The sequence below is a fragment of the Acinetobacter indicus CIP 110367 genome, assembly GCF_000488255.1.
In the GTDB taxonomy this organism is placed as follows: domain Bacteria; phylum Pseudomonadota; class Gammaproteobacteria; order Pseudomonadales; family Moraxellaceae; genus Acinetobacter; species Acinetobacter indicus.
This window is the reverse complement of the sequence record NZ_KI530754.1, coordinates 50903-75381: the sequence shown is the minus strand read 5'-3', so window position 1 is coordinate 75381 and position 24479 is coordinate 50903. Positions and strand designations below refer to the sequence as shown.

Annotated in this window: 23 protein-coding genes, 1 other RNA gene and 1 pseudogene; 14 read left to right on the top strand and 11 right to left on the bottom strand. The window is 46.6% G+C overall.

Going from position 1 to position 24479, the window contains the following annotated elements; translation table 11 throughout:
* Window positions 1-15: 15 nt before the first annotated feature.
* On the top strand, window positions 16-498 hold the full coding sequence (locus P253_RS05125; protein WP_005178547.1) for an Lrp/AsnC ligand binding domain-containing protein: 483 nt from the start codon (window positions 16-18) through the stop codon (window positions 496-498).
* A gap of 93 nt (window positions 499-591) precedes the next feature.
* Here P253_RS05125 and putP read toward each other — a convergent pair whose 3' ends face one another.
* The gene (putP, locus tag P253_RS05120; protein WP_016659036.1) at window positions 592-2100 is read right to left on the bottom strand and encodes a sodium/proline symporter PutP; all 1509 of its coding nucleotides are present in this window, start codon (window positions 2098-2100) and stop codon (window positions 592-594) included.
* A 424-nt stretch (window positions 2101-2524) separates the two neighbouring features.
* Here putP and aspA point away from each other — a divergent pair, with 424 nt between their 5' ends.
* Entirely contained in the window at window positions 2525-3973 is a 1449-nt protein-coding gene (aspA, locus tag P253_RS05115) for an aspartate ammonia-lyase (protein ID WP_016659035.1), read from the top strand.
* A gap of 89 nt (window positions 3974-4062) precedes the next feature.
* Here aspA and P253_RS05110 read toward each other — a convergent pair whose 3' ends face one another.
* Complete coding sequence (locus P253_RS05110) at window positions 4063-4767, bottom strand: SIR2 family NAD-dependent protein deacylase (RefSeq protein ID WP_016659034.1); 705 nt, start codon at window positions 4765-4767, stop codon at window positions 4063-4065.
* Window positions 4760-5719, bottom strand: a complete 960-nt coding sequence (locus P253_RS05105) for a LysR substrate-binding domain-containing protein (RefSeq protein ID WP_016659033.1) — start codon at window positions 5717-5719, stop codon at window positions 4760-4762. The genes P253_RS05110 and P253_RS05105 overlap by 8 nt, the downstream gene beginning before the upstream one ends.
* A 247-nt stretch (window positions 5720-5966) precedes the next feature.
* Here P253_RS05105 and P253_RS05100 point away from each other — a divergent pair, with 247 nt between their 5' ends.
* Entirely contained in the window at window positions 5967-7190 is a 1224-nt protein-coding gene (locus P253_RS05100) for an acyl-CoA dehydrogenase (protein ID WP_016659032.1), read from the top strand.
* A pseudogene (locus tag P253_RS05095) lies at window positions 7156-7497 on the top strand (CoA transferase); the annotation flags it as partial. The gene P253_RS05100 and the pseudogene P253_RS05095, both read left to right, overlap by 35 nt.
* Before the next feature lie 93 nt (window positions 7498-7590).
* On the opposite strand, the gene P253_RS05090 reads toward P253_RS05095, so the two are convergent.
* Both P253_RS05090 and P253_RS05085 read right to left on the bottom strand, forming a co-directional pair.
* A complete protein-coding gene (locus P253_RS05090) occupies window positions 7591-8499 on the bottom strand; it encodes an alpha/beta fold hydrolase (protein WP_016659030.1) in 909 nt (302 codons plus the stop codon).
* A gap of 21 nt (window positions 8500-8520) precedes the next feature.
* On the bottom strand, window positions 8521-9066 hold the full coding sequence (locus P253_RS05085) for a PadR family transcriptional regulator (protein WP_016659029.1): 546 nt from the start codon (window positions 9064-9066) through the stop codon (window positions 8521-8523).
* 134 nt (window positions 9067-9200) lie between these two features.
* On the opposite strand from P253_RS05085, the gene P253_RS05080 reads away from it, so the two are divergent.
* The 3 genes from P253_RS05080 (at window position 9201) to P253_RS05070 (ending at window position 13101) form a co-directional block, all read left to right on the top strand.
* A complete protein-coding gene (locus P253_RS05080) occupies window positions 9201-11225 on the top strand; it encodes an NADPH-dependent 2,4-dienoyl-CoA reductase (RefSeq protein WP_005178520.1) in 2025 nt (674 codons plus the stop codon).
* 273 nt (window positions 11226-11498) lie between these two features.
* On the top strand, window positions 11499-11906 hold the full coding sequence (locus tag P253_RS05075) for a nuclear transport factor 2 family protein (protein ID WP_016659028.1): 408 nt from the start codon (window positions 11499-11501) through the stop codon (window positions 11904-11906).
* An 82-nt stretch (window positions 11907-11988) separates the two neighbouring features.
* Window positions 11989-13101, top strand: a complete 1113-nt coding sequence (locus P253_RS05070; RefSeq protein WP_016659027.1) for a YheT family hydrolase — start codon at window positions 11989-11991, stop codon at window positions 13099-13101.
* An 83-nt stretch (window positions 13102-13184) separates the two neighbouring features.
* On the opposite strand, the gene P253_RS05065 is transcribed toward P253_RS05070, so the two are convergent.
* Window positions 13185-13601, bottom strand: coding sequence for a hypothetical protein (locus tag P253_RS05065; RefSeq protein ID WP_005178512.1), 417 nt, complete (start codon window positions 13599-13601; stop codon window positions 13185-13187).
* 225 nt (window positions 13602-13826) lie between these two features.
* Between P253_RS05065 and P253_RS05060 the strand changes: the two genes are divergently transcribed.
* The 6 genes from P253_RS05060 to rodA all read left to right on the top strand — a co-directional run bounded on the left by P253_RS05060 (window position 13827) and on the right by rodA (window position 20035).
* Window positions 13827-15464, top strand: a complete 1638-nt coding sequence (locus P253_RS05060) for a CTP synthase (protein ID WP_005178510.1) — start codon at window positions 13827-13829, stop codon at window positions 15462-15464.
* 30 nt (window positions 15465-15494) lie between these two features.
* Window positions 15495-16352, top strand: a complete 858-nt coding sequence (gene kdsA, locus P253_RS05055) for a 3-deoxy-8-phosphooctulonate synthase (protein WP_005178509.1) — start codon at window positions 15495-15497, stop codon at window positions 16350-16352.
* A gap of 44 nt (window positions 16353-16396) precedes the next feature.
* Window positions 16397-17686 carry a phosphopyruvate hydratase gene (gene eno, locus P253_RS05050; RefSeq protein WP_016659026.1) on the top strand — a complete coding sequence of 430 codons (1290 nt, stop codon included), beginning with the start codon at window positions 16397-16399 and terminating at the stop codon, window positions 17684-17686.
* A 7-nt stretch (window positions 17687-17693) separates the two neighbouring features.
* Entirely contained in the window at window positions 17694-18095 is a 402-nt protein-coding gene (locus P253_RS05045; protein WP_075167982.1) for a septum formation initiator family protein, read from the top strand.
* Window positions 18055-18792, top strand: coding sequence for a 2-C-methyl-D-erythritol 4-phosphate cytidylyltransferase (gene ispD, locus P253_RS05040; RefSeq protein WP_016659025.1), 738 nt, complete (start codon window positions 18055-18057; stop codon window positions 18790-18792). The genes P253_RS05045 and ispD overlap by 41 nt, the downstream gene beginning before the upstream one ends.
* 106 nt (window positions 18793-18898) lie before the next feature.
* Window positions 18899-20035: a rod shape-determining protein RodA gene (gene rodA, locus P253_RS05035; protein WP_005178500.1), complete on the top strand. Its 1137-nt coding sequence runs from the start codon at window positions 18899-18901 to the stop codon at window positions 20033-20035.
* A 45-nt stretch (window positions 20036-20080) separates the two neighbouring features.
* Here rodA and P253_RS05030 read toward each other — a convergent pair whose 3' ends face one another.
* Window positions 20081-20935, bottom strand: coding sequence for a YbgF trimerization domain-containing protein (locus tag P253_RS05030; protein ID WP_016659024.1), 855 nt, complete (start codon window positions 20933-20935; stop codon window positions 20081-20083).
* A gap of 288 nt (window positions 20936-21223) precedes the next feature.
* Between P253_RS05030 and ffs the strand changes: the two genes are divergently transcribed.
* Window positions 21224-21320: signal recognition particle sRNA small type (gene ffs / locus P253_RS15450), an RNA gene on the top strand.
* A gap of 138 nt (window positions 21321-21458) precedes the next feature.
* Here the strand turns inward: ffs and P253_RS05025 are convergent.
* From P253_RS05025 to P253_RS05010, 4 genes are all read right to left on the bottom strand, one after another.
* Window positions 21459-22070 (bottom strand): regulatory protein RecX, encoded by a 612-nt coding sequence (locus P253_RS05025; RefSeq protein ID WP_005178497.1) that lies wholly within the window; start codon window positions 22068-22070, stop codon window positions 21459-21461.
* An 89-nt stretch (window positions 22071-22159) separates the two neighbouring features.
* Window positions 22160-23203, bottom strand: coding sequence for a recombinase RecA (gene recA / locus P253_RS05020; RefSeq protein WP_016659023.1), 1044 nt, complete (start codon window positions 23201-23203; stop codon window positions 22160-22162).
* Between the two features lie 145 nt (window positions 23204-23348).
* A complete protein-coding gene (locus tag P253_RS05015) occupies window positions 23349-23789 on the bottom strand; it encodes an RNA-binding S4 domain-containing protein (protein WP_016659022.1) in 441 nt (146 codons plus the stop codon).
* A complete protein-coding gene (locus tag P253_RS05010) occupies window positions 23782-24468 on the bottom strand; it encodes an HAD-IA family hydrolase (RefSeq protein WP_016659021.1) in 687 nt (228 codons plus the stop codon). Before P253_RS05010 ends, P253_RS05015 begins: the two co-directional genes overlap by 8 nt.
* Window positions 24469-24479: the final 11 nt, after the last annotated feature.

Sequence of the window (24479 nt, the reverse complement as noted above, 5' to 3'; positions counted from 1 at the left end):
CGGATTATGAATGGAATGATGAGCCTGGATCGCACTGACATTAAAATTCTGGATATTCTGCAAAAAGATGGCCGGATTTCAAATATTAAACTGGCCGAAGCCGTCAATTTATCGCCAACTGCTGCGCTGGCACGGGTGCAGAAACTGAGTAAAGATGGTTTTATTCTGGGCTATGAAGCCAAGCTGAATCCGGAGTTGCTGAATAGCAGTTTTGTGGTATTTGTGGAAATTCTGCTGGATAAAACCACACCGAATGTACTGGAAGAATTTTCAGATGCGATTTTGCAGCATCCGGAAATTGTGGAATGTCACATGATTAGTGGTGGTTTCGATTTTGTAGTCAAAATCCGCTGCGCCAATATGGAAGAATTCCGTAAGATTTCCGGGCAAATTTTATGGCAGTTGCCGGGGGTGAAAGAAACCCGCAGTTATCCGGTGATGGAAGTGATTAAGGAAAGCTCGCAATTGAAACTGAAATATCAGCACAAGGCCAAATAAACCGTCATCTTTGTCTGTATTTTCCGTTAAAACCCAAAAGGAGCCGAAGCTCCTTTTTTTATGGATGATCAATCAATTCGGTAGATTGCTGTGCTAGCTGTTCATTTCCTGCATGGCTTTTTTGTACTCGGCATCTGACTGTTCAAAGCGTTCAATCACCTCTGTACTTGGTGTCCGGTCGAGCAGACTGACTATTACAATACTCAGGCTGGCCAGAATAAAGCCGGGAATAATCTCATAGAGTCCGGTATCGGCCATGACATTTTTCCAGACAATCACGGTCATCGCACCGACTAGCATCCCGGCAATCGCGCCTTTCAGGGTCATGCGTTTCCAGAACAGCGACAGAATAATGAGAGGACCAAAAGCCGCGCCAAATCCGGCCCAGGCATAGGCCACCAGCCCCAGGACTTTACTCGATGGATTGCTGGCCAGCCAGATTGCCAGCATTGCAATCAACAGCACCATAAAACGGCCGACCCAGACCAGCTCTTTTTGTGAGGCATTTTTGCGTAAAAAGGCTTTGTACAAATCTTCAGTTAAGGTACTGGAGCAGACCAGTAACTGGCAGCTGAGTGTACTCATGACCGCGGCTAAAATGGCGGCCAGAATAATCCCGGCAATCCACGGATTAAACAGGATTTTGGTCAGCTCCATAAACACGGTTTCAGGGTTCTGATTCACCACAGTCGCCAGTTCTGGAAATTGCTGGAAATAGGCAATGGCAATGAAACCGGCACCCACCGCGCCGCCCAGACAGAGAATCATCCAGCTCATACCAATTTTACGCGCCGCCGGAATGGTTTTGACCGAATCGGCTGCCATAAAGCAAACCAGAATATGCGGTTGTCCAAAATAGCCTAAGCCCCATGCCAAAGAAGATAAAATAGCAATAAAACTTAAACCGGACAGCATCTGCGTGGCATGTGGGCGCGCAGTTTCCAGTAACAGACCAATCTGCTGGCTATGATCACCCAGTGCCAGATAGGTCATGATGGGAGTAATCAGCAGGGCAAAAATCATTAGCCCGGCCTGGAAGGTATCGGTCCAGCTAATTGCCAGGAAGCCGCCAATACAGACATAGCTGATGGTGGCAATCGCGCCAATCCACAGCGCCGTGGTATAGGACCAGCCAAACAGGCTTTCAAATAAACGCGCACCGGCCACCATGCCGGATGCACAGTAAATCGCGAAAAATACCAGAATCACCAGTGCTGAACTGACGCGCAGGATTTTCTTGCGGTCGCCAAAACGGCTGGTGAAATAATCCGGCAGGGTCAGGGCATTGTTTTGTACTTCGGTATGAACCCGCAAACGCCCGGCGACCAGAAGCCAGTTTAACCATGCACCAATAATCAGGCCGATGGCGATCCAGGCTTCAGATAATCCGGCCAGATAGATTGCACCGGGTAAACCCATCAGCAGCCAGCCGCTCATATCCGATGCGCCGGCAGAAAGCGCAGTCACCACGCTGCCCAGACTGCGGCCCCCAAGAATATAATCCGAGAAATCTGTGGTGGCCTTGTAGGCATACAGCCCGATACCGATCATGGCCACGATATAAAATATAAAGGTAATTAATGTGGGATTCAGTTGACTCATATGCCCATCCTTTGTCTGTAAGCGTTCATCCATCCGAGATGATTTTTTGCGCATTTTTTCAAGGAGCTGATTCAAGCATGGAATTAAAATTACGTTCTGTAACATTTCGACGGGATTTATAGCGGTCTTGTGTTGCAGTTTGTAGCTTTAGATACAATTGCAAAAATGGCTGCAATGAGTGGAAAATTATTAAGTCAAAATTTTGAATAAGGCGGTGAATATTTTTATTTTTGCAAATATGGAGAGAATCTGTTAAATCTGGCTTAAAAATGGAGTAAATTTACATTATGTTACATCCAGTACATTCAGAAAGAATGTGTAATTAAATATTTCAAAAAGCGTATCAATCTTGTGTAGTTTCAGGCTGGCACAGGTTTAAGATTTTCTTATGCACAATATTGGTGCGAAATAGTGAGTAAACAGTGTGATTACGGTTCAGACAGAGAAAACAAGAATAGAGCATGATTTGCTGGGTGCTAAAGAAGTGCCGGCAGACAGTTATTATGGTATTCATACCTTGCGTGCCTTGGAGAACTTCCAGATCTCCAATCAGCAGGTCGGTGAAAACCTGCATTTCATTCGTGCTTTGGCGCAAGTGAAAAAAGCATCTGCACAAACCAATTTACAGTTTGAAAAAATCTCCCCGCAGGTGGCTGAGGCGATTCAGTATGCCTGTGACCAGCTGATTGAACAGCCTGCTGCATGGCGTGCGCATTTCCCTTTAGATGTTTATCAGGGCGGTGCCGGAACGTCGATTAACATGAACAGCAATGAGGTCATTGCCAATATTGCCTTAGAACATCTGGGTCTGGAAAAAGGCAGTTATTTTTCTATTCATCCAAATGATCATGTTAATAAGTCGCAATCGACCAATGATGTCTATCCAACAGCCTTGCGTTTAGCGACTTATTACAGTCTGGATGATCTGTTCGTGCAGATGCGTAACCTGATTGACAGTTTCTACAAGAAAGTAGCTGAATTTCAGTATGTATTAAAAATGGGCCGGACCCAGCTGCAAGATGCCGTGCCGATGACCTTGGGGCAGGAGTTCCGTGCCTTTGCCACCTTGTTAAAAGAAGATTTAAAACTGATTGACCGGACCCGTCAGTTGTTACTGGAAATTAACCTCGGCGCTACCGCGATTGGTACGGGTGTAAATACTCCCAAAGGCTATGCCCAGGAAGCGGTGCAGGCTTTAAAAGAGATTAGCGGCTTGCCATTAATTGGCGCAGAAGATTATGTCGAAGCCACCAGCGACTGTGGGGTTTTCATCATTTTATCCAGCACACTGAAACGTCTGGCGGTGAAGTTATCGAAAATCTGTAATGACCTGCGTTTATTAAGTTCTGGCCCGCGTACCGGTCTGGGGGAAATCCGGTTACCGGAGTTGCAGGCCGGTTCTTCGATTATGCCGGCCAAGGTCAATCCGGTCATTCCGGAAGTGGTGAACCAGATTGCTTTTAAAGTGATTGGCAATGACCTGACCGTGACCATGGCGGCCGAAGCCGGGCAGTTGCAGTTAAACGTGATGGAACCGGTGATTGCCGTGTCGATTCATGAATCCATCCAGTTATTGACTCAAGCCATGAAAAGTCTGGATGAGAAATGTATTCAGGGCATTCAGGCCAATGAACAGGCTTGCCATGATGCGGTGATGCGTAGCGTCGGTATTGTCACTTTGCTTGATCCGATTCTAGGTCATGCCAAATGTGATGAAATCGGGAAACTGTGTATTGCTGAAAACAAAACCATTCAGCAGGTGGTACTGGAGCAGGAATTACTGACTCAGGAACAGCTGGATGAAATTTTTGCCCTGCATAATCTGGTCAGTGAGGTAACACCACCGGAAGCAGTTTTTGCCCAAGTCAGCTAAGACACTGACTGCTTCAGTAAAACAGCAAAGGCTCAAGGTCATATATTGGTTTTGAGCCTTTTGTGTTTGACCGATGGTTTTGATTCAACTTACAGGGCCGCCAGCAGCCGCGGCTTTAACTGTGCCAAACCTTGGGTTGCAGTGGCGGCAATACATTCATATTGTGCTGGTAAATGCTGCTGATTGGCTTTCGGATCAATATAAAAGGCCTGACAGCTGGCCGGAATTTCATGAACCAGACCGGCCACCGGGTAGACCGCCAGACTGCTGCCAATCACAATAAAAATGTCGGCATCCTGCACCCATTCAATCGCTTGTGCATACGCCGGTACCGCTTCACCAAACCAGACCACGTGTGGCCGTAGCGGATAACCCGCATCACAGACATCACGTTCCAAATCCAGCTCGGCACCTTCAATCGGGTAAAAGCGGGTAGTGGTTTGTGCATCGGGACCGGAGGTTTTAGCCAGCCGGATATTGCCATGCAAATGTAATACCTGCTGGCTACCGGCACGTTCATGCAGATCATCAATATTCTGGGTAATAACAGCCACATCAAAATACTGTTCCAGTTCGGCAATCAATTGATGTGCCGCGTTGGGCTGGGCATTCAGAATATTTTTGCGCCGTTCATTATAAAAACGCTGCACCAGCGCCGGATTTTTGGCCCAGGCTTCCGGCGTGGCCACATCTTCCACCCGATGCTGTTCCCACAATCCATCACTATCACGGAAGGTATTGATCCCGCTTTCGGCGCTCATTCCGGCACCGGAGAAAACAATCAGTTTAGGCATAGGCAGATTCCTGTGTGGCGATACTGTGCGTGACTTCCTGTTGCATCCATTCTACAAATTTCTGAATTAAAACTGAATTTTCCTGACTGGAATGTACCAGATAATAGGAGCGCCGGCCGCTGAGCTGCTGATCTGAGGCCAGTACCAGTTCACCGCTGGTTAATTCCTGCTGAATCAACATTTGCGGGATGAGTGCCATGCCCATGCCATGACTGGCGGCCACAGCCAGCATCGAAAACAGTTCATGACGCTGTCCATCATACGGATGGGCATGCTCAATCTGCTGGGTCTGGAACCATTCCTGCCAGATGGTCGGTCGTGTGGTTTGCTGTAATAAAGGCAGTTGCTGTAATTGTTCGGCAGCCAGGTTATAACCATAGCGATGGCTTTTTTGTGCCGCAGGAAAATGCCGGGCAATCAGCTGCGGTGAGCACACTGGCACCACATCTTCCTTCATTAAAAAATGGGTGTGGATTCCGGGCCAATGATCAATCTGCTGCTGCGTACCGGCATAAATGGCCGCATCAAAAATATTTTCATTAAATAAAAACGGTTTGGTGCTGGTTTCCAAATGAATAGTAATTTCCGGATAGCGCTGGTTAAAACGGTGCAGCTTCGGCACTAGCCAGCGCGTGGCAAAGGTCGGTACTACGCCCAGCTTTAAGGTGCCGCCTAATCCTTTATGCGACATCACATCGAGCGTGCTTTGCTCCAGCCCCAGTAAATAGGGTTTGATACTTTTATAATAATGCTGTCCTGCAGGCGTCAGCTCGACCCCATGCCGGGTCCGGATAAACAGGCTTAAGCTAAGAAATTCTTCCAGCTGCTGGATTTGCCGGGAAACCGCACTCTGGGTAATAAACAGCTCTTGCGAGGCATGGGTATAACTGCAATGTTTGGCTGCCGACTCAAAGCAGAGAAAGGCCTGTAAAGAGGGAATATTACGCCGCATTTCAGATCATCCTTTATCTGCACAGGTATTTGAAAATAGCATAGATGAAGGCGCTATGATCGCCAATTTGGTTATTTTTTATTGTTTCTTCACGGGTTTTAGCATGATGCGCCGCTCCAGTATAAATACGCTTATTTAAGATATGCGGAGAATGCATATCTGCATTAAAAAATCTCGTTTGAAAATATTATTTTTCACACATAGTATCAACACAAACAACGAGAACATCATTCAGGCAGAGGAAGCTATGAATCAAATGGTAAATTCACATTCAGGCCGTAAAGTACATTTTGACTGGCAAGACCCATTCCTGCTGGAGCAGCAGCTGACTGCAGAAGAACGCATGATCCGTGATACTGCTGCGGCCTATTGTCAAGACAAGCTGATGCCACGTGTATTAGAACAGTTCCGTCATGAAAAAACCGATCCGACCATTTTCCGTGAAATGGGCGAGCTCGGTTTGCTGGGCCCGACCATTCCTGAGCAATACGGCGGTGCCGGTTTAAATTATGTCAGCTATGGTCTGATTGCCCGTGAAGTCGAACGCGTCGATTCAGGTTACCGTTCTATGGCCAGTGTACAAAGTTCGCTGGTGATGGTACCGATTAATGAATTTGGCTCGGAAGAACAAAAACAGAAGTATTTACCAAAATTAGCTACGGGTGAATATATTGGCTGCTTTGGTCTGACCGAACCGGATCATGGTTCTGACCCGGGCAGCATGATTACCCGTGCCAAAAAAGTCGATGGCGGTTATCGTTTAACAGGCGCAAAAATGTGGATTACCAACAGTCCAATTGCCGATGTCTTTGTGGTTTGGGCCAAAGAGGTTTCACCTGAAGGCAATGTCGGTGACATTCGCGGCTTTATTCTGGAAAAAGGCTGGGAAGGGCTGTCTGCCCCGGCGATTCACGGTAAGGTCGGTTTACGTGCTTCCATCACCGGTGAAATTGTGATGGATAACGTATTTGTCCCAGAAGAAAATGCTTTCCCGGAAGTTCGTGGCTTAAAAGGTCCATTTACCTGTCTGAACAGTGCCCGTTACGGCATTGCCTGGGGTGCGATGGGTGCGGCGGAGTTCTGCTGGCATACCGCACATCAGTACACCATGGACCGTAAACAGTTTGGTCGTCCTTTGGCTGCCAATCAGTTAATCCAGAAAAAACTGGCCGATATGCAAACTGAAATTGCCTTAGGTTTACAGGCCGCATTACGTTTTGGCCGCATGAAAGATGAAGGTATTGCCTCGATTGAAGGAACATCTTTAATCAAGCGCAATAACTGTGGCAAGGCACTGGATATTGCCCGTTTGGCTCGTGACATGATGGGTGGTAACGGCATTTCGGATGAGTTTGGTGTAGCGCGTCATCTGGTGAATCTGGAAGTGGTGAATACCTATGAAGGCACGCATGACGTACATGCCTTAATTCTGGGCCGAGCACAGACCGGAATTGCTGCATTTTGTAATTAATGTAGAGGAATGGGTACGCCGGATTCATGCGGTCAAAGTACCGGTCGGTGTAATTAACTCGATTGAAGATGCCTTGGCTGAGCCGCAAATTCAGCATCGGCAGATGCTGGTAAATTTGCCGCACAGTTTAAATGCGCAATTTAAAATGATTGCATCACCGATCAAGCTGTCAGATACACCGGTCGAATACCGGCAGGCACCACCGCAACTGGGTGAACATACGGCCTATATTCTGTCCCGCTTTAAATCTGCTGAAGAACTGCAGGCTTTAAAACAGCAGGGCATTATTGATGGGAAAATTGCCTAGTGCTTTGCCTTGATTGTTAGTCTTCACTTGCTTTTTGCCGAACCTTACACCGTTCGGCTTTTTTTATTCAGCTATAAATATTGATGTAGATATTTACTGATGCTGCAATAAAAAGCGTTTAAGTTCGCGGGTAAATTTCAGCGGCTCAGTCAGTAGCGGAGTATGCCCTGATTTTTCAAACAACACCTGCTGTGCCTGTGCCACACTTTGGGCAATCAGGGTTTGTCCCTGTACCGGATAGAGCACCGATTGCACCCCGCTAAAAAACACCGTAGGACAGTTCAGCTGGCTTAAGGCTTCACGATAATCTTCGGCATGTTCTAAATAGTTGCGGATATACCAAGTCATATAGTCCAGTCGAGATGAGGGTAACAGCAGATGTTGCAAACGTGGCTGTTGCAGGATTTTACAAAAGATGGCTCGCTGGCGAGGGTTGTTATTTTGCAGCTCAATAAACTGCATCCATAAAGCAAACAGTTGATCTTTGGCTGTGTTATTTAAATCGTGAATCCACTGAAGATGTGCGTGTTCCGTAAATAGCGCGGACAGTTCAGATAAAATCTGTTTAAAGTGGCTGTGCTGCTGACCAAACAGGCCATAAGCCCAGTGTTCATCTACCAGGATTTTTGGGGTCTGATCAATATGCAGATAGGCTTTTAACTGCGTTGCCAGCTGTCCATATTGCATGCCATGCATGGCGGTGGTCGCGCCCATCGAATAGGCAATGATTATAAACTGTTGCAGCTGCATTTGCTGAATTAAGGATTGCACATCCTGCCAGTGGCTGGAAATGGCATCCAGCTCCGGAATCCGGCACTGTTTCGAACCGCCAAAGCCGCGCCAGTCGGGAATAATAAAACGGAACTGTTTGCGTAGCGGCCACAAAAACGGCAGCCATTGCCAGCTGTGCATGCCCAAACCGGACAGCACCAGCACCGGTTGGCCCTGACCAAATTCACGTACAAATAAACCTTCGCCATCGGGCATGACATAATACGGCATGAGATTTCATTCCTTGAAATTTTATTGTTGTTGATCAAAAGCTTTTAGCGCAGGAATCACCGCGTCCAGCCAGCGAATCCAGCCGATTTCCTGCTCGATACCCAGCTGTAAAATCATTTTATGAATATATAAGGTACGATTTTCGTCGGTCTGCTGGGCAAAGTCTTTGGCATAAATCGCCTGATACAGCTGCAATTTTTCCTGATGCAACTGTAAATGCCGCTCTAGCTCGGGCAAAACCTCATTACCGCCGAGTTGTGCTTCGGCCCGTAAACGCACCATCAGTTCTTCACGGAGCTGCGCCGGAGGACTTTGCTTGACTATCCAGTCGGCCAGTTCGACCCGGCCTGCGCCCTCAACCTGATAGGTTTTTTTACGGCCTTGGGCATCTTCTTCAGCCAAAGTGGAAATCCAGCCTTTGCTGAGCATGCTGTTTAATTCACGATAAATCTGCTGATGGGTGGCATTCCAGAAAAAGCCCATCGAGCGATCAAAGCGCCGGGCCAGTTCAATGCCTGTGCTGGGTTTTTCAATCAGGCTGGTGAGTAACACATGGGCTAAAGACATAGACGAGATCATGCAAGTATGAATCTAAAATATTATGCAACATGTTGCATAAAAGTCAAAATTCGCATATAAATTTATGCAACAAGTTGCATTAACATAAAAATAGCCCGCTTTTGGCCAGCCAAGGAGAGAATATGTCGAATTATCCGCATCTGTTAGCCCCGCTTGATTTAGGCTTTACCACCTTAAAAAACCGCGTACTTATGGGTTCTATGCACGTGGGTCTTGAAGAAGCACCAAATGGTTATGCACGGATGGCAGCATTCTATGCAGAGCGTGCCAAAGGCGGCGTGGGCCTGATTGTGACCGGCGGGATTTCTCCAAATGATGCCGGCTTAACCTTTGCAGGTGGCAATAAACTTGACACCTTGGCCGAAGCTGAAAAACATAAAGTGGTCACCCAAGCTGTACATGAAGCGGGCGGTAAAATCGCCTTGCAGATTTTGCATACTGGACGTTATTCCTATCAGCCGGATATTGTGGCGCCATCCGCGATTCAGGCGCCTATTAACCCGTCTAAACCGCATGCACTCACCTCGGCCGAAGTACAGCAGACCATTGCCGATTTTGCCAACTGTGCCAAGCTGGCCAAATATGCCGGTTATGACGGTGTTGAAATTATGGGTTCGGAAGGCTACTTGATTAACGAGTTTATTGCCAAGCGTACCAATCATCGTGATGATGAATGGGGCGGCAGCTATGAAAACCGGATTCGCTTTCCGATTGAAATCGTGAAACGTACCCGTGCTGAAGTGGGTGAAAACTTTATTATTATCTATCGTCTGTCAATGCTGGATCTGGTCGAAGGCGGATCAAGTTTTGAAGAAGTGGTGCAGCTGGCCAAAGAAATTGAAAAAGCGGGTGCGACCATTATTAATACCGGTATTGGCTGGCATGAAGCACGTATTCCGACCATTGCCACCAAAGTGCCGCGTGCGGCTTTTAGCTGGGTCACAGAAAAGCTCAAAAGTGAAGTCAAAATTCCTTTAATCACCTCCAACCGGATTAACACCCCAGAAATGGCAGAGCATGTACTGGCGACCGGTCAGGCCGATATGGTGTCGATGGCGCGTCCATTTTTGGCAGATGCCGATTTTGTAGTAAAAGCCGAGCAGGGCCGTAGCGATGAAATTAATACCTGTATTGCCTGTAACCAGGCCTGTCTGGACCATATTTTCTCCATGAAAATTGCCTCCTGTCTGGTCAATCCGCGTGCCTGTCATGAAACCGAACTGATCTTTAAAGAAGCCAGCCAGCCGAAAAACATTGCGGTGATTGGAGCGGGTCCAGCCGGTTTAAGCTTTGCAATTTATGCGGCAGACCGTGGTCATGAAGTGACGATTTTTGAAGCCTCTAACCAGATTGGCGGGCAGTTTAATATTGCCAAGACCATTCCGGGCAAAGAAGAGTTTTATGAAACCTTGCGTTATTTCAAACGTCAAATTGAGTTGCAGCCACGCATTCAGCTAAAACTGAACCATACGGCCAGCTTTGATGAGCTGAGCAAAAGCAGTTTTGACGAAATTGTGGTGGCAACCGGGGTGACTCCACGTCAGCTGGAGATTGAAGGAATTGATCATCCTAAAGTTCTGAGCTATCTGGATGTGCTGAAAGAGCGTCGACCGGTGGCGAAACGGGTTGCGATTATTGGTGCTGGTGGAATTGGTTTTGATACCGCAGAATACTTAAGTCATGCCGGTGAAAGTGGCAGTCTGAATCCGGAAAAATTCTATGATGAATGGGGGATTGATACCGAATATGAGCATGTCGGTGGCCTGAAACCGGCACAGGTAGAAGCCTCCAATCATGAAATCTATTTATTGCAGCGTAAAGCATCTTCGGTGGGAGCAGGCCTGGGCAAAACCACCGGCTGGATTCATCGTACCGGCTTAAAAAACCGCGATGTTAAAATGATGGCCGGCGTAAGCTACCAGAAAATTGATGATCAGGGGCTGCATATTACGGTCAATGACCAGCCGATGCTGCTGGAAGTTGAAAACGTGGTGATCTGTGCCGGACAAGAATCTTATACTGCTATGTACGATCAGCTGCAAGCTGCGGGTAAAAATGTGCATCTGATTGGCGGTGCCAAGGAAGCCGGTGAGTTAGATGCCAAACGCGCAATCCGTCAGGGCGCAGAGTTGGCGGCGAAAATTTAATGCAATTCCTTCACCCTCTCCCTATGGAAGAGCGCTGGGGAGAGGGTGAATAACCGCCTCTGCCCTGTGCAGCAGGGTTGCTCATCTTCTGGACGCAGAGGGAATTCGCTGAATAGAATCAACTCCTTCCTTTGAAAAAGGGGGGGAGGGATTTTTGTAGAAAAATTCCCCTAAATCCCCCTTTCTTGCACTTCGTTGTAAAGCAATGCTTTAAAACTTGCTCAGGGGGAGTTTATATAGCAATGAAATATCAAAACAAAAAAGGACCCCAAAATGACCTTACACATCACCAAAACCGCGATTGCCCGTTGGCACCAGATGCTTGAACAGCGTGATATGGCCATCCTGAATGAACTGCTGGCCGATGATGTGGTGTTTCGTTCTCCGGTGGCCTATCAGCCTTATGCCGGCAAGCAGGTGGTGTTTTTTATTCTGACCAATGTAATTCAGGCCTTTGAGAACTTTAGCTATCACCGTGAATTTTATGCTGCAGACGGTAACAATGTTGTGCTTGAGTTTTCTGCCCAGGTGGGAGATAAAAAACTCAAGGGTATTGATATGATCCGCTTCAATGATCAAGGTCAGATCATTGATTTTGAAGTGATGATTCGTCCTAAAAGCGGCCTCGAAGCTTTGGCTGCCGAGATGGGACAACGGATGACACAATTTATGCCCACCTGATCTAAGCCCTGAACTCAACTGACTTCATAACATGAGAGAACTAGCATGATATAAGCCAAACCATAAAAGGGGGGAACAAAACATGAAATTTGTGATCCAGAAAATGGCCCAGCTCACCCAGCGCTTGATTGATGAATGGACCGGCGCCGCAGAACCGACCTTATATTTTAATCCCGAAGGTCAAATCCGGCGCTGTATAGATGTTTTACCGCAACTGAAACAGAAATACCGGCCAACCCCGTGGCTGTCCAATACCCATGCGCATCTGCTTTATTTTGACTTAATCAAGAAAAAAACCATCCGCCTGCATTACGATGCCATTGAGCAGCTGAACATGTCCGATGGTGGCGTAACGGCTATTGCCTGGTACGGTCTGCATCTGCCACCACGCACCCCAACCATTATTGTAATGCACACCATTGTCGGAACTGCCGAGAGCATGAGCGAGCTGGTGCGGGATTTACATCAGCAGACCGGCTGGCGTATTGCCTTATGTTTACGCCGTGGTCATGCCAACTTGCCTATGCCGGTTCCGAAAATCTGCCTGTTTGGTTCCACCGAAGATTTACGGGAACAGATCCAGTTTATTCAGAAAAAATTCCCGGTTTCTGCCCTATATGGGGTAGGTTCATCGGCCGGTACCGGTTTGCTGGTGCGTTATTTAGGTGAAGAAGGCGACAAAACGCCGCTAAAAGCTGCTTTTGCACTGTGCCCGGGGTATGACACCGAAATCGGCTTTAACCATGTTCATCCGTTTTATAGTAAGGTCATGACCAAAAAGGTGATTCAGGCCTTTATTGATCCTTATCGGAGTAGCTGGCAGAAAACCAAATCGCTGGCCAAAGTCATTACCGCGCAAAACCTGGCCGAATTTGAACAGGCCTATTTTGAGATGGCCGGCTATCATGATTATGAAAGTTATAGCAAAGCCATTAACCCGATTTATGTGTTTCAGAATGTCAAAATTCCCCTGATGATTTTAAACGCCGAAGATGATCCGGTTTGTCATATTAAAAATCTGGAACCGTATAAAGAAAGTATTCAGAAAATGCCGAATATTATGGTGGTGACCACCAAAAAGGGCAGTCATTGCGGTTTTTATGAAGGTTTAGGTGCGCCACAGTCCTGGGCCACACGTTTAATGGCTGATTATTTAAAGAACCAGCATCAACAGGGTGAACGTTCTTATTCCTGAATGGAACAGCTTCATAAAAAGGCCAATAAAAAACCCAGTACATGGACTGGGTTTTTTTATGCAACAGTGCTTGAAGGCTGAAATCAGTTTTCAAGCGCTGGGGTTGCTGCGGCAATGGCTGCGGCAACAGCGTCATCTTGTGACTGGCTGTCTGGGTCCGGGTTGGCTGGACGGGCTTCTACCGGTTTGTCTTCAGCAGGAGCGGCCTGAGCTGGCTGAGGGGCTGGCGCAGGTTCACGTGGCGTCACTTCACGACGAATTTCGGTTGTGGTGTTTTCAGTTTCAGTACGTTCAACTTCGTATTCCACTGGCGCTTCAGTTTCAGACACTTCTGGCGTTTCTGCTTCAAGTGGCTCGAACTGGGCTGGCTCAGTGATCTGCTCAGTTTGCTGAACCTCAACTTCAACCTGTTCTTCTTCCTGAGGTGCTTCTTTTTTAACACAGGCACTCAGGAATAAACTGGTTGCAATTGCACCACAAATCAAAAATTTTTTGTTCATAATCTAAAAAAGGAGGGTTCAACGAGATGCGCGTATTATAACAGCAAAAAATCAGATGAAAATCCTATGAATAAAATCTAATTTTTTATCGGAAATGCTGATAGAATAGCCAATTGTTTATTGTTCTATGAATTGATGCGGAATGACTTTGCTTTATAGGTGCAGAGTAAAGTAAAATTGCGCAACATTGCAGGCCAGTTTAGGCTCGATTGTACGAGAAACCCAATGACCCATTTTATTTTCGTGACTGGTGGTGTTGTTTCATCACTAGGTAAAGGTATTTCAGCTGCTTCAGTTGCTGCACTTTTAGAAGCCCGTGGTTTGAAAGTAACCATGGTCAAAATGGATCCATACATCAATGTCGATCCAGGGACGATGAGTCCTTTCCAACATGGTGAAGTTTTTGTCACAGAGGATGGTGCTGAAACTGACTTAGACTTGGGTTATTACGAACGTTTCTTGCGTCGTGCGAAGATGACGAAGTTAAACAACTTCACATCAGGTCGCGTGTACCAAGACGTCTTAAATAAAGAGCGTCGTGGTGATTATCTGGGCGGTACCGTTCAGGTGATTCCACACATCACAGATAATATTAAAGAGCGTGTCCTTCGCGCAGGTGAAGGTTATGACGTTGCCATTGTTGAGATTGGCGGCACGGTCGGTGACATTGAATCTCTCCCATTCATGGAATCGGTCCGTCAGCTCATGGTTGAGCTCGGTCATAAACGTACCATGCTGATGCATTTAACCCTGTTGCCATACATCAAGTCTGCAGCAGAGTTAAAAACCAAGCCAACCCAGCACTCGGTTAAAGAATTACTGTCAATCGGTATTCAGCCAGATATCCTGATCTGCCGTACTGAGCATGATGTAGACGCAGATACTACCCGCAAAATTGCACTGTTCACCAACGTTGAAGCGCGTGCAGTTGTGGTGTGCAAAGATGCCAAAACCATTTATCAAATTCCACGTACCTTCTATGAGCAGGATGTTGATGATCTGATCTGTGAACGTTTTGGTTTTGATGTGCCAGAAGCAGACCTGTCTGACTGGGATAACGTGGTTGAAGCCTTACTGAATCCGGAATACACCGTACGTGTAGCGATGGTTGGTAAATACGTTGAACTGCCAGATGCCTATAAATCGGTGAACGAAGCGTTATTGCATGCTGGTATTCAAAACCGTGTCAAAGTACAGATTGACTATGTCAATGCAGAAGACCTGGAAAGCCAGGACGTTGCAGCCGTACTGAAAGATGCTGACGCAATTCTGGTACCAGGTGGCTTTGGTGAGCGCGGTACTGAAGGCAAAATGGCGGCCATCCGTTATGCACGTGAAAACGGTGTACCATTCCTGGGCATCTGTTTAGGTATGCAGCTTGCCGTGATCGAATACGCACGTAACGTTGCCGGTATTGCAGATGCGACTTCAACTGAATTTAACCGTTCAACCAAATCTCCATTAATTGGTCTGATTACCGAATGGTTAGATGAGCGTGGTGAAGTACAGCAGCGTTCAGTTGATTCTGACCTCGGCGGTACCATGCGTTTAGGTGCACAAAAATCAGAACTGGTTGAAGGCACCAAAACCTGTGAAGTGTACGGTTCAGCAGAAATTATTGAACGTCACCGCCACCGCTATGAAATGAATAACCGTTATATTCCTGTTCTTGAAGAAAAAGGCATGAAAATCTCAGGTTATTCACCAGTACAGCACTTGGTGGAAACAGTTGAAATCCCTCAACATCCTTGGTTTATTGCGGTACAATTCCACCCAGAATTTACCAGCTCGCCACGTGATGGACATCCGCTGTTTGCAAGCTTTATTGATGCTGCCAAAAAGCAGTACCAAAACAAGCACTAAGCGGTAAAAGGAATAAACCAGGAAGTTTAAATGTCACAATTAAAAGCACAAGAAGTTGTACGTTTAGGCGATATACAAATGGCAAACCACTTGCCATTTGTACTATTCGGCGGCATGAACGTACTTGAGTCCAAAGATTTGGCCTTTGAAATTGCAGAAACCTATATTGATATCTGCACACGTTTGAATATTCCTTACGTTTTTAAGGCCAGCTTTGATAAAGCCAACCGTTCAAGCCTGAACTCATTCCGGGGCCCAGGCCTGGAAAAAGGGATTGAGTGGCTGGCAGACATCAAAAAACACTTCAATGTTCCGATTATCACCGACGTGCATGAGCCGTATCAGGCTGCGCCGGTGGCTGAAGTTGCTGACATTATTCAGCTTCCTGCCTTTTTAAGCCGTCAGACCGATTTAGTTGAAGCTATGGCCAAAACACAGGCCATCATCAACATTAAAAAAGCCCAATTCCTTGCGCCGCATGAAATGCGTCATATCCTGCATAAATGTCTGGAAGCTGGTAATGACAAACTGATTCTTTGTGAACGGGGCTCAGCCTTTGGTTACAACAATCTGGTTGTTGACATGCTGGGCTTTGACATCATGAAAGAGATGAATGTGCCGGTATTCTTCGATGTGACCCATGCGCTGCAAACGCCGGGTGGCCGTGCCGATTCAGCAGGTGGTCGCCGTGCGCAAATCACCACACTGGCGCGTGCCGGTATGGCGACCGGGCTTGCAGGTTTATTCCTGGAAGCGCATCCAGATCCGGATGTGGCCAAATGTGATGGCCCGTGTGCGCTGCGTCTGTCACAGCTAGAGCCATTCTTGGCGCAATTAAAAGAATTGGATACTTTAGTTAAAGGATTCAAAAAGTTAGATACTCATTGATGCCCGCAACAGCATCTATTATTCAATCAACTGAGGAATTGTTCATGAGCCAAATCGTTGACATTCGTGCACGTGAAATTTTGGACTCTCGTGGTAACCCAACCATCGAAGCAGACGTAATCTTAGCATCTGGCGTAGTTGGCCGTGCATGTGCACCATCTGGTGCTTCAACTGGTTCTCGTGAAGCTTTAGAACTTCGTGATGGCGATAAAGCACGTTACTTAGGTAAAGGTGTGAAAACTGCCGTAAACAACGTTAACACGCTAATCCGTGATGCGCTGGTGGGTAAATCAGTATTTGAGCAAAAAGACATCGACAATACGATGATTGCTTTAGATGGTACTGAAAACAAAGAAAAATTAGGTGCAAACGCAACGCTAGCCGTATCTTTGGCTGCTGCACGCGCTGCTGCTGATGAAAAGAAAATTCCTCTTTTCCAATACATCGCAGATTTACGTGGTCAAACCATTTTGACTATGCCTGTGCCAATGATGAACATCCTGAACGGTGGTGCGCACGCAGACAACACTGTTGACATCCAAGAGTTCATGATTGAGCCAGTAGGCTTCACTTCATTCGCTGAAGCATTACGTTCAGGCGCTGAAGTATTCCATGCGTTAAAATCAGTATTAAAGAAAAAAGGTTTGAACACAGCTGTAGGTGATGAAGGTGGTTTCGCGCCGAACTTACGTTCAAACGAAGAAGCAATTACCGTAATTCTTGAAGCAATTGAACAGACTGGCTACAAGGCAGGTTCTGACATGATGCTTGCGCTTGACTGTGCATCTTCTGAATTCTACAAGAATGGTCAATACGTACTGGAAGGCGAAGGCAACAAAGCATTCACCAGCAACCAGTTTGCTGACTATTTAGCTGGCTTGGTAAACCAATATCCAATTATCTCAATTGAAGATGGTTTAGATGAATCTGACTGGGAAGGCTGGTCTTACCTGACGTCAATTCTTGGCGACAAGATCCAGTTGGTCGGTGATGACCTGTTCGTGACTAACCCTAAAATCCTGCAACGCGGTATCAACGAAAAAGTGGGTAACTCGATTCTGATTAAATACAACCAGATTGGTACCTTGACTGAAACTTTAGATGCCATCTACCTTGCAAAAGCCAATGGTTACTCGACTGTTATTTCTCACCGTTCAGGTGAAACTGAAGACTCGACCATTGCCGATCTTGCAGTAGGTACAGCAGCAGGTCAAATCAAGACTGGTTCTCTATGCCGTTCTGACCGTGTAGCGAAATATAACCAATTACTTCGTATTGAAGAATTGACGAATGCTGCATATCGCGGTAAAGCTGAGTTTAAAGGTTTAAACTAAGCGACAGATGTCAATGTTAAGTGTATTCGACTCGAAATCGAGTAAAGTACTGTTGGGCCTTGCGATCGTTCTGATCGCAGGGTTTCAATATTTATACTGGTTTGGTGAAGGTGGTTATCGTGAACATCAGGAACTGACCCAGAAAATACAACAACAAACCGAACTCAATAATGAATTAAAAGAACGTAACCGGGTTTTGGCCGCGGAAGTTTATGATTTAAAAAATGGTGTAGAAGCCATCGAAGAACATGCCCGTCTTGATCTGGGCTTAATTAAACCACATGAAACTTTTGTACAGATGAGTACCATCAGTACCCAATATAAGCCGATTTATATCAATCCGAATGCCCAGGTAGATTTACGTACCAATGAAGCACCACAGCCAGCTGCAACAACCCCTACACCATAAACTTTGGGCCGTTATTCCGGCAGCAGGCTCGGGCAGTCGCTTTTCCAAATCCGAACTCAAGCAATATCAGATGATCCAGGACCACACGGTGCTGGAGCATACGGTAGCGCGTTTAAATCAGTTGCCGCTGGCAGGTTATGTGGTGGCCATTGGTGCGCAGGATGATGTGGCCCAGCGTTTGCCGTTTGCACATCAGGATAAAGCCCATTTTTGTCTGGGTGGCGCAGAGCGGGTCAACTCGGTGCTGAATGCCTTGCAGTATTTATCTGCTATTGCATCGGATGAGGACTGGGTACTGGTGCATGATGCCGCGCGTCCCTGTGTGGCGGTTGAAAACTTATATGCATTGGTGAATCAGGCAGTACACAGCAACCAGAGTGCTATTTTGGCCATTCCGGTCCGTGACACCCTCAAGCGTGTAGAAACGCAGCAGCAGATTCAGACCACGGTAGACCGTGCCCAGCTGTGGCAGGCACAAACCCCGCAAATGGCGCACTTAGGTGAGCTTAAACGTGCGATTGAACAGGCATTGGCGCAAGAGGTGAATATTACCGATGAAGCCAGTGCGCTGGAGCATGGTGGCTATCCGGTACAGGTGGTACAAGGTCGCTCGGACAATATTAAAATTACCTATCCCGATGATTTGGAGCTGGCACGTTTAATTCTGCAAGCCCAGCACGCCGGAAGTACTGTATAAAAAATCTTTGCTGAAATCATGAGTCGGGTGTGTATTTCCGATTCACTCTGCGCATGGTTCATCCTATAATTGCCGATGATTTGTTATCTGGATTGAATGGGGCGCAATGATACCTTCTCAGCAGTATCGTTTTTTACGTCACTCTTTACGTGATGGAAGAAGCATTAAAAGCGATACCTCTCGCTGGACCAAACTACACCTCGATCCTTGGCTATTATGCTTCCTGATCCTGAATGCAATTTTAGGGCTGATGGTGGTGTATAGTGCCACCGCACAGGATATGGGAATGGTGATGCGTCAGGGCATCAGCTTTGGTATCGGCTTTATTGCCATGTTTATCTGTGCGCAGATTCCGCCCAAGGTCTATCAGGCCGCCAGTCCCTATTTTTATGCCCTGGCCGTGCTCATGCTGGTACTGGTGCTGCTGATTGGTGAAACCCGCATGGGGGCCAAACGCTGGATCAGTCTGCCCGGTATTGGCAGTATGCAGCCCAGTGAATTCATGAAATTTACCATGCCACTGATGATGGCCTGGTATTTTGCTCGTAAACCGTTTCCACCCAAATTCCTGCAAATCGTCGGTGCGCTGGTGCTGCTCGGCATTCCTTTTGTGCTGGTGGCGCTACAGCCGGACTTGAACATTGGCCTGATTATTCCGGGCATTTTTGTATTGTTTCTGAGCGGCATGTCCTGGCGTTTAATTGGCGGGGCATTTGCGGCGATGGCCATTGTTGCACCGCTGGCCTGGATGTTTTTATTACAGGAATATCAAAAGAAACGGATTTTAACCCTGTTTGATCCGGAATCTGATGCACTCGGCGCTGGCTGGAATATTATTCAATCTAAAATTGCCATTGGTTCGGGTGGTCTGACCGGTAAGGGCTATCTGGAAGGCACTCAGTCGCATTTGGGTTATTTGCCGGAGCATCATACTGACTTTATTATGTCAACCTATGCTGAAGAATTTGGCTTCTTTGGCGTATTTTTACTGTTCGCGCTGTTTGCTGCAATTATTATCCGCTGCCTGATTATCAGCCTGAGCTGTTTTCATAATTTCGGTCGCCTATATGCCGGTGCAGTTGGCTTGACCTTCTTCTTCTTTGTGTTTTTAAACTCCGGTATGGTCAGCGGGATTTTACCGGTAACCGGCGATCCATTACCGTTAATGAGTTATGGCGGTACGGCTGTGGTCAGTCTGCTGGCCGGGATGGGTATTGTCATGTCGGTACATACCCATCGTTAAACACGATCCTGCTGTTATAAAAAAGACTCATCTGAGGCTTTTGGGTTATGAGCTTTTCACAAAGCCGGCTTCCTGGGAAGACGGGTATTTGGTCAGCAGGGTGCTACGATACTGCGCGGCCAGTGCATCATTCTTGTCGACATTTTTGGCAATGCTATACAGACGATACACCGCATTGGAGGCTTTAGACGAATTTGGATATTTGCTGGCAACAATTTCAAAATTCTTTTTGGCTTCGCTGTAATTGGTCGGTTCAATTGCCAGATTAAACTCGGCCAGCCAGAAATAGGCATTGCTGATATACACGCTATTAGGATGGTTTTTAATAAAGTTCTGCATCGGGGCAATGGCTTTTTTGGCCCCGCCTTGTTTATAGGCATCCAAAGCAATGGTATAGGCGGCTTTTTCCAGTTCTTCCGTCGAGCTTTGTGTGCTAACCACGGTGGTCGCTGCTGGTGCTGGGGCAGCGGTATTATTTACGGGGTTACTGGTGGGTTGGCTGCTGCTGGCTGTACTGGGAGAACTATCCTGTTGATTATCCTCCTCTACAGCAGGTGCCGCTTCCGGATCAATTTTCTGGTTCAGCAGTTCAAGACGCTGGTCTAAATCGGTATAACGGTTGGTCAGTTCATGCTTGAGCTGGGCAATCTCGTTTTCCTGTTCTTCCATTTTGCCACGCAGGGTGCGAATATCATTTTCAAGCTGCTGGTTTTTTTGCATCAATTGCCAGTTCAGGTTGGTGGTGACCGGAGCGCCGCTATTGGAGGCGCCAATGGCCGCCGGGGTGCTGGCGCTGCCGCTGTTCTGACTTAAGCCGCGTGATTCAATGGGAATATTGGCCAGTGCTGGCGCAGAGCAGAGCAGGGTGAGTGCACAGAGCGTATGCTTTTTTAGCATCATTTTCATATCCATCTTTTATCTTTACTGGGAATGTGCGGTCAGGAAAGGGCTCATTCCAAATCATCATGTGCACATTAAAAACGGCCCGAACCCGAATTGCAATAAGCTTTTACAAAGTTGTCATGAATTAGGCGTCTGTCAAAATTCTCGGAATTCTGTTGCAAAATAACCAATTAAATACAAACTGTTTTTTTAATAATCAAATAGATGGCTGATTTATATAAAAGCGCAATCAGGACTTGCAAGTTCAATAAAATTGTCTATACTCTGTTTCTGCAATGGTAGCCCTGCCGGTTACTTCGCAATTTCACCCTGTGAACCCCGCCAGGACCGGAAGGTAGCAACGGTAGCAGACGTGGGATGTGCCGAAGCTTTGCTGGTAGGGTTGCCACCATTTTTATAATTCTTAGAATATCGCTTTTTTCTTTTTAATTTCCTTTCGATTTAATCCCTATATTATTTTCTTATATTTGTCGATGTTTCATCCTAGTTAGATGCTTATCTACATCTCTAGATTCAGTTTTTAATCTTCTGCTTTACGGTTAATCGCCTTCATAATCGCATCCATTTCAAACCCACGATACATTAAAAAGCGGATCTGTCTGGCTTTCAGTTTCGGGTCTTTCGTGACATCAGGACCAAACTTTTTAACTTTTAATTCGTAGGCTTGCTGCACCCAGTCGGTTTCTTTCAGTTCTTCTGAAATTAAAGCGGTATCAATTTTTTTGCTTTTCAGCTTCATTTTAATCTGATTGGGGCCTTTGCCTTTGCGCTTTTGGCTGGACAGCAGGGTTTCGGCCACACGCTGGTCACTCTGGTAATTCTCGCGTGACAGTTCATCGACCAAAACGACCACTTCTTCACGGTTTTCTGCATACAGCGCCAGTTTCTCAATCAGTTCAGCTTTGGAATATTCTTTACGGGTCAGGACTGCAAAGGCATAAGAGCGCAAACGTGAACCGCTTAAACCTGGTTTGTGTTCCTGACTGTTATTATGATCGAATAAACGTTCTTCAGGATCAAATTCAGGCGGGGCAGTTGCAGATACAGATGGTGCTGGCTGATCTTCTGCATCGCCAAATTGCTGCTTTAAGGTTTCATAGTCCAACAGTTTAGTGAATTTTGCATCTGACATAAGCATCTCGCAGAAAAGGGCCATCAGCATAATAACAAAACGCCCCGTAGGGCGTATTGTGTAATGTCTAAAGTCTCAACAGTTGAGTCTTACAGATCTAATGAAAAGTCAGGTTCCTCTTCGTCTTTTTCTTCCACCACATTGCCTGTGGTTAACAGTTGTTCACGAATCACTTTTTCAATGGTCTGTGCCAGTTCAGGATGTTCTTCCAGATGGCGAATGGTATTGTTTTTACCTTGGCCAATCTTTTCACCTTGATATGAATACCAGGCACCAGCTTTTTGCACAATCTCTTGCTGCACAGCCAGGTCGACCAGTTCACCTAAATGGTTCACACCTTTGCCGTACAGAATCTGGAACAGCGCTTCACGGAACGGAGGTGCCATCTTGTTCTTCACCACTTTTACTTTGGTTTCAGAACCGACAATTTCGTCACCTTCTTTAACCTGACCAACACGGCGAATATCTAAACGTACTGAGGCATAGAATTTCAGTGCGTTACCACCAGTGGTGGTTTCCGGGCTACCAAACATCACACCAATCTTCATACGGATCTGGTTAATGAAGATCACCATACAGTTAGAACGTTTGGCATTACCAGTAATTTTACGTAGCGCCTGGCTCATCAGACGAGCCTGCAAGCCCATATGTGAATCACCCATTTCGCCTTCAATTTCGGCACGTGGGGTCAGGGCTGCAACAGAGTCGACAACGATCAGGTCAATTGCGCCTGAACGTACCAGCATGTCGGCAATTTCCAGCGCCTGTTCACCGTTGTCCGGTTGCGAGACCAGCAGGTTATCAATATCTACACCCAGTTTGCGCGCATATTGAGGATCAAGAGCATGTTCGGCATCAATAAAGGCACAGGTGCCGCCGGCTTTTTGACATTCCGCAATGGCTTGCAGGGTCATTGTGGTTTTACCTGAAGATTCAGGGCCATAAATTTCAATAATACGGCCTTTTGGTAAACCACCAATACCGAGCGCGATATCCAGCGTTAATGAACCGGTAGATACTGCTTCTACAGCTTGTACGGTATTGTCACCAAGACGCATTACTGTGTTTTTACCAAACTGTTTTTCAATCTGGCTTAGGGCAGCATTTAGCGCCTTGCTTTTATTCTCATCCATCTTACAACCTCAATACGATGTCACCAAACAATATACTCAAGTGGATGTATGTACTTCAAACTCTTTCCACCCGAGTATAGTGACAGAATTTATGTTTCTCTTCTATGAAAATCAGTGGCCTTGCGACACATTCTGACGCCCAAAATTAATCATCATGATATGACCAGGACTGGTCATAGGACTGATCATTTTCTTGTTTAAATTTACTGATTTGTCGTCGGTCTTTTTTACTTGGACGATGATCAGGCCGTGCTAGATTATGCAACTTTCTTTGTGATGCAATCAATTCCCGACGAGCAATACTGACCTCAGTTTCTTCATAAAGTTGCTGGGCCACCGGTGCCGGACCACGGACTGCCGATAAAGACAGTACTTTGACCGTTTTGCGGTCAAAGCCCTGTTGTATGGTCAGCTCCATACCAACCCGGATTTCCTTGGAAACTTTGACGCGCTCACCATTATGATGCACCTTGCCGCCTTCAATGGCCGCTTTGGCAATTGAACGGGTTTTAAAAAAGCGGGCCGCCCAGAGCCACTTGTCAATACGCATGCTTTCTACAGCTTCGTGTTGAGCAGATTTAGGCATATATTTTGTTTTCCTCAGCGTGTTGCAATAGGGGAATCAGGTCGGTCAGCGCATGCAGCATCGGATAACGGCTGTCTGCACGGGCTGCTTTGCCTGATGAAGGCTGCTGAATGGTCAGCAGCTGTTGAATACCGAATTTTGCTGCACCATTGAGTACTTTTTCGGTATCATCAATAAAGTAACAGCGGGCAGGATCAAAAGGATGCTGCTGTGCCAGGTGTTGCCAGAATTCGACAAATTCTTTGGCATGTCCAACGCTTTCACTGCTGATCATGACATCAAAATAGTTGGTCAGACCGGTTTGCTCAAGTTTAAAGGCCAGTCCGGCGCAGTCGGCATTGGTGGCCAGCCAGATTGGATAGCCATTGGCTTTTAGGTAATCGAGCAGCTCGATACAGCCCGGTCTTAAAGCCACCTTATGTTTGTGCTCAATCTGCATGGCCAGTACATCGACCCCGACTTTACTGGTCCAGAAGCGCGATGAATACCAGTTGAGGGTATGGTTGTGTTCCTGATAAAACTGGAACAGGGTATCCCGGCTTTCGGCCAGACTGCACTGATGCAACTCGGCATAGCGGACCGGTAACAGCTCATTCCAGATGAAATCATCATAGGCAAGGTCAAGCAGCGTACCATCCATGTCAAAGATGATGGTGGGTTGATCAGAATAATTCGACATATAAGGCTATC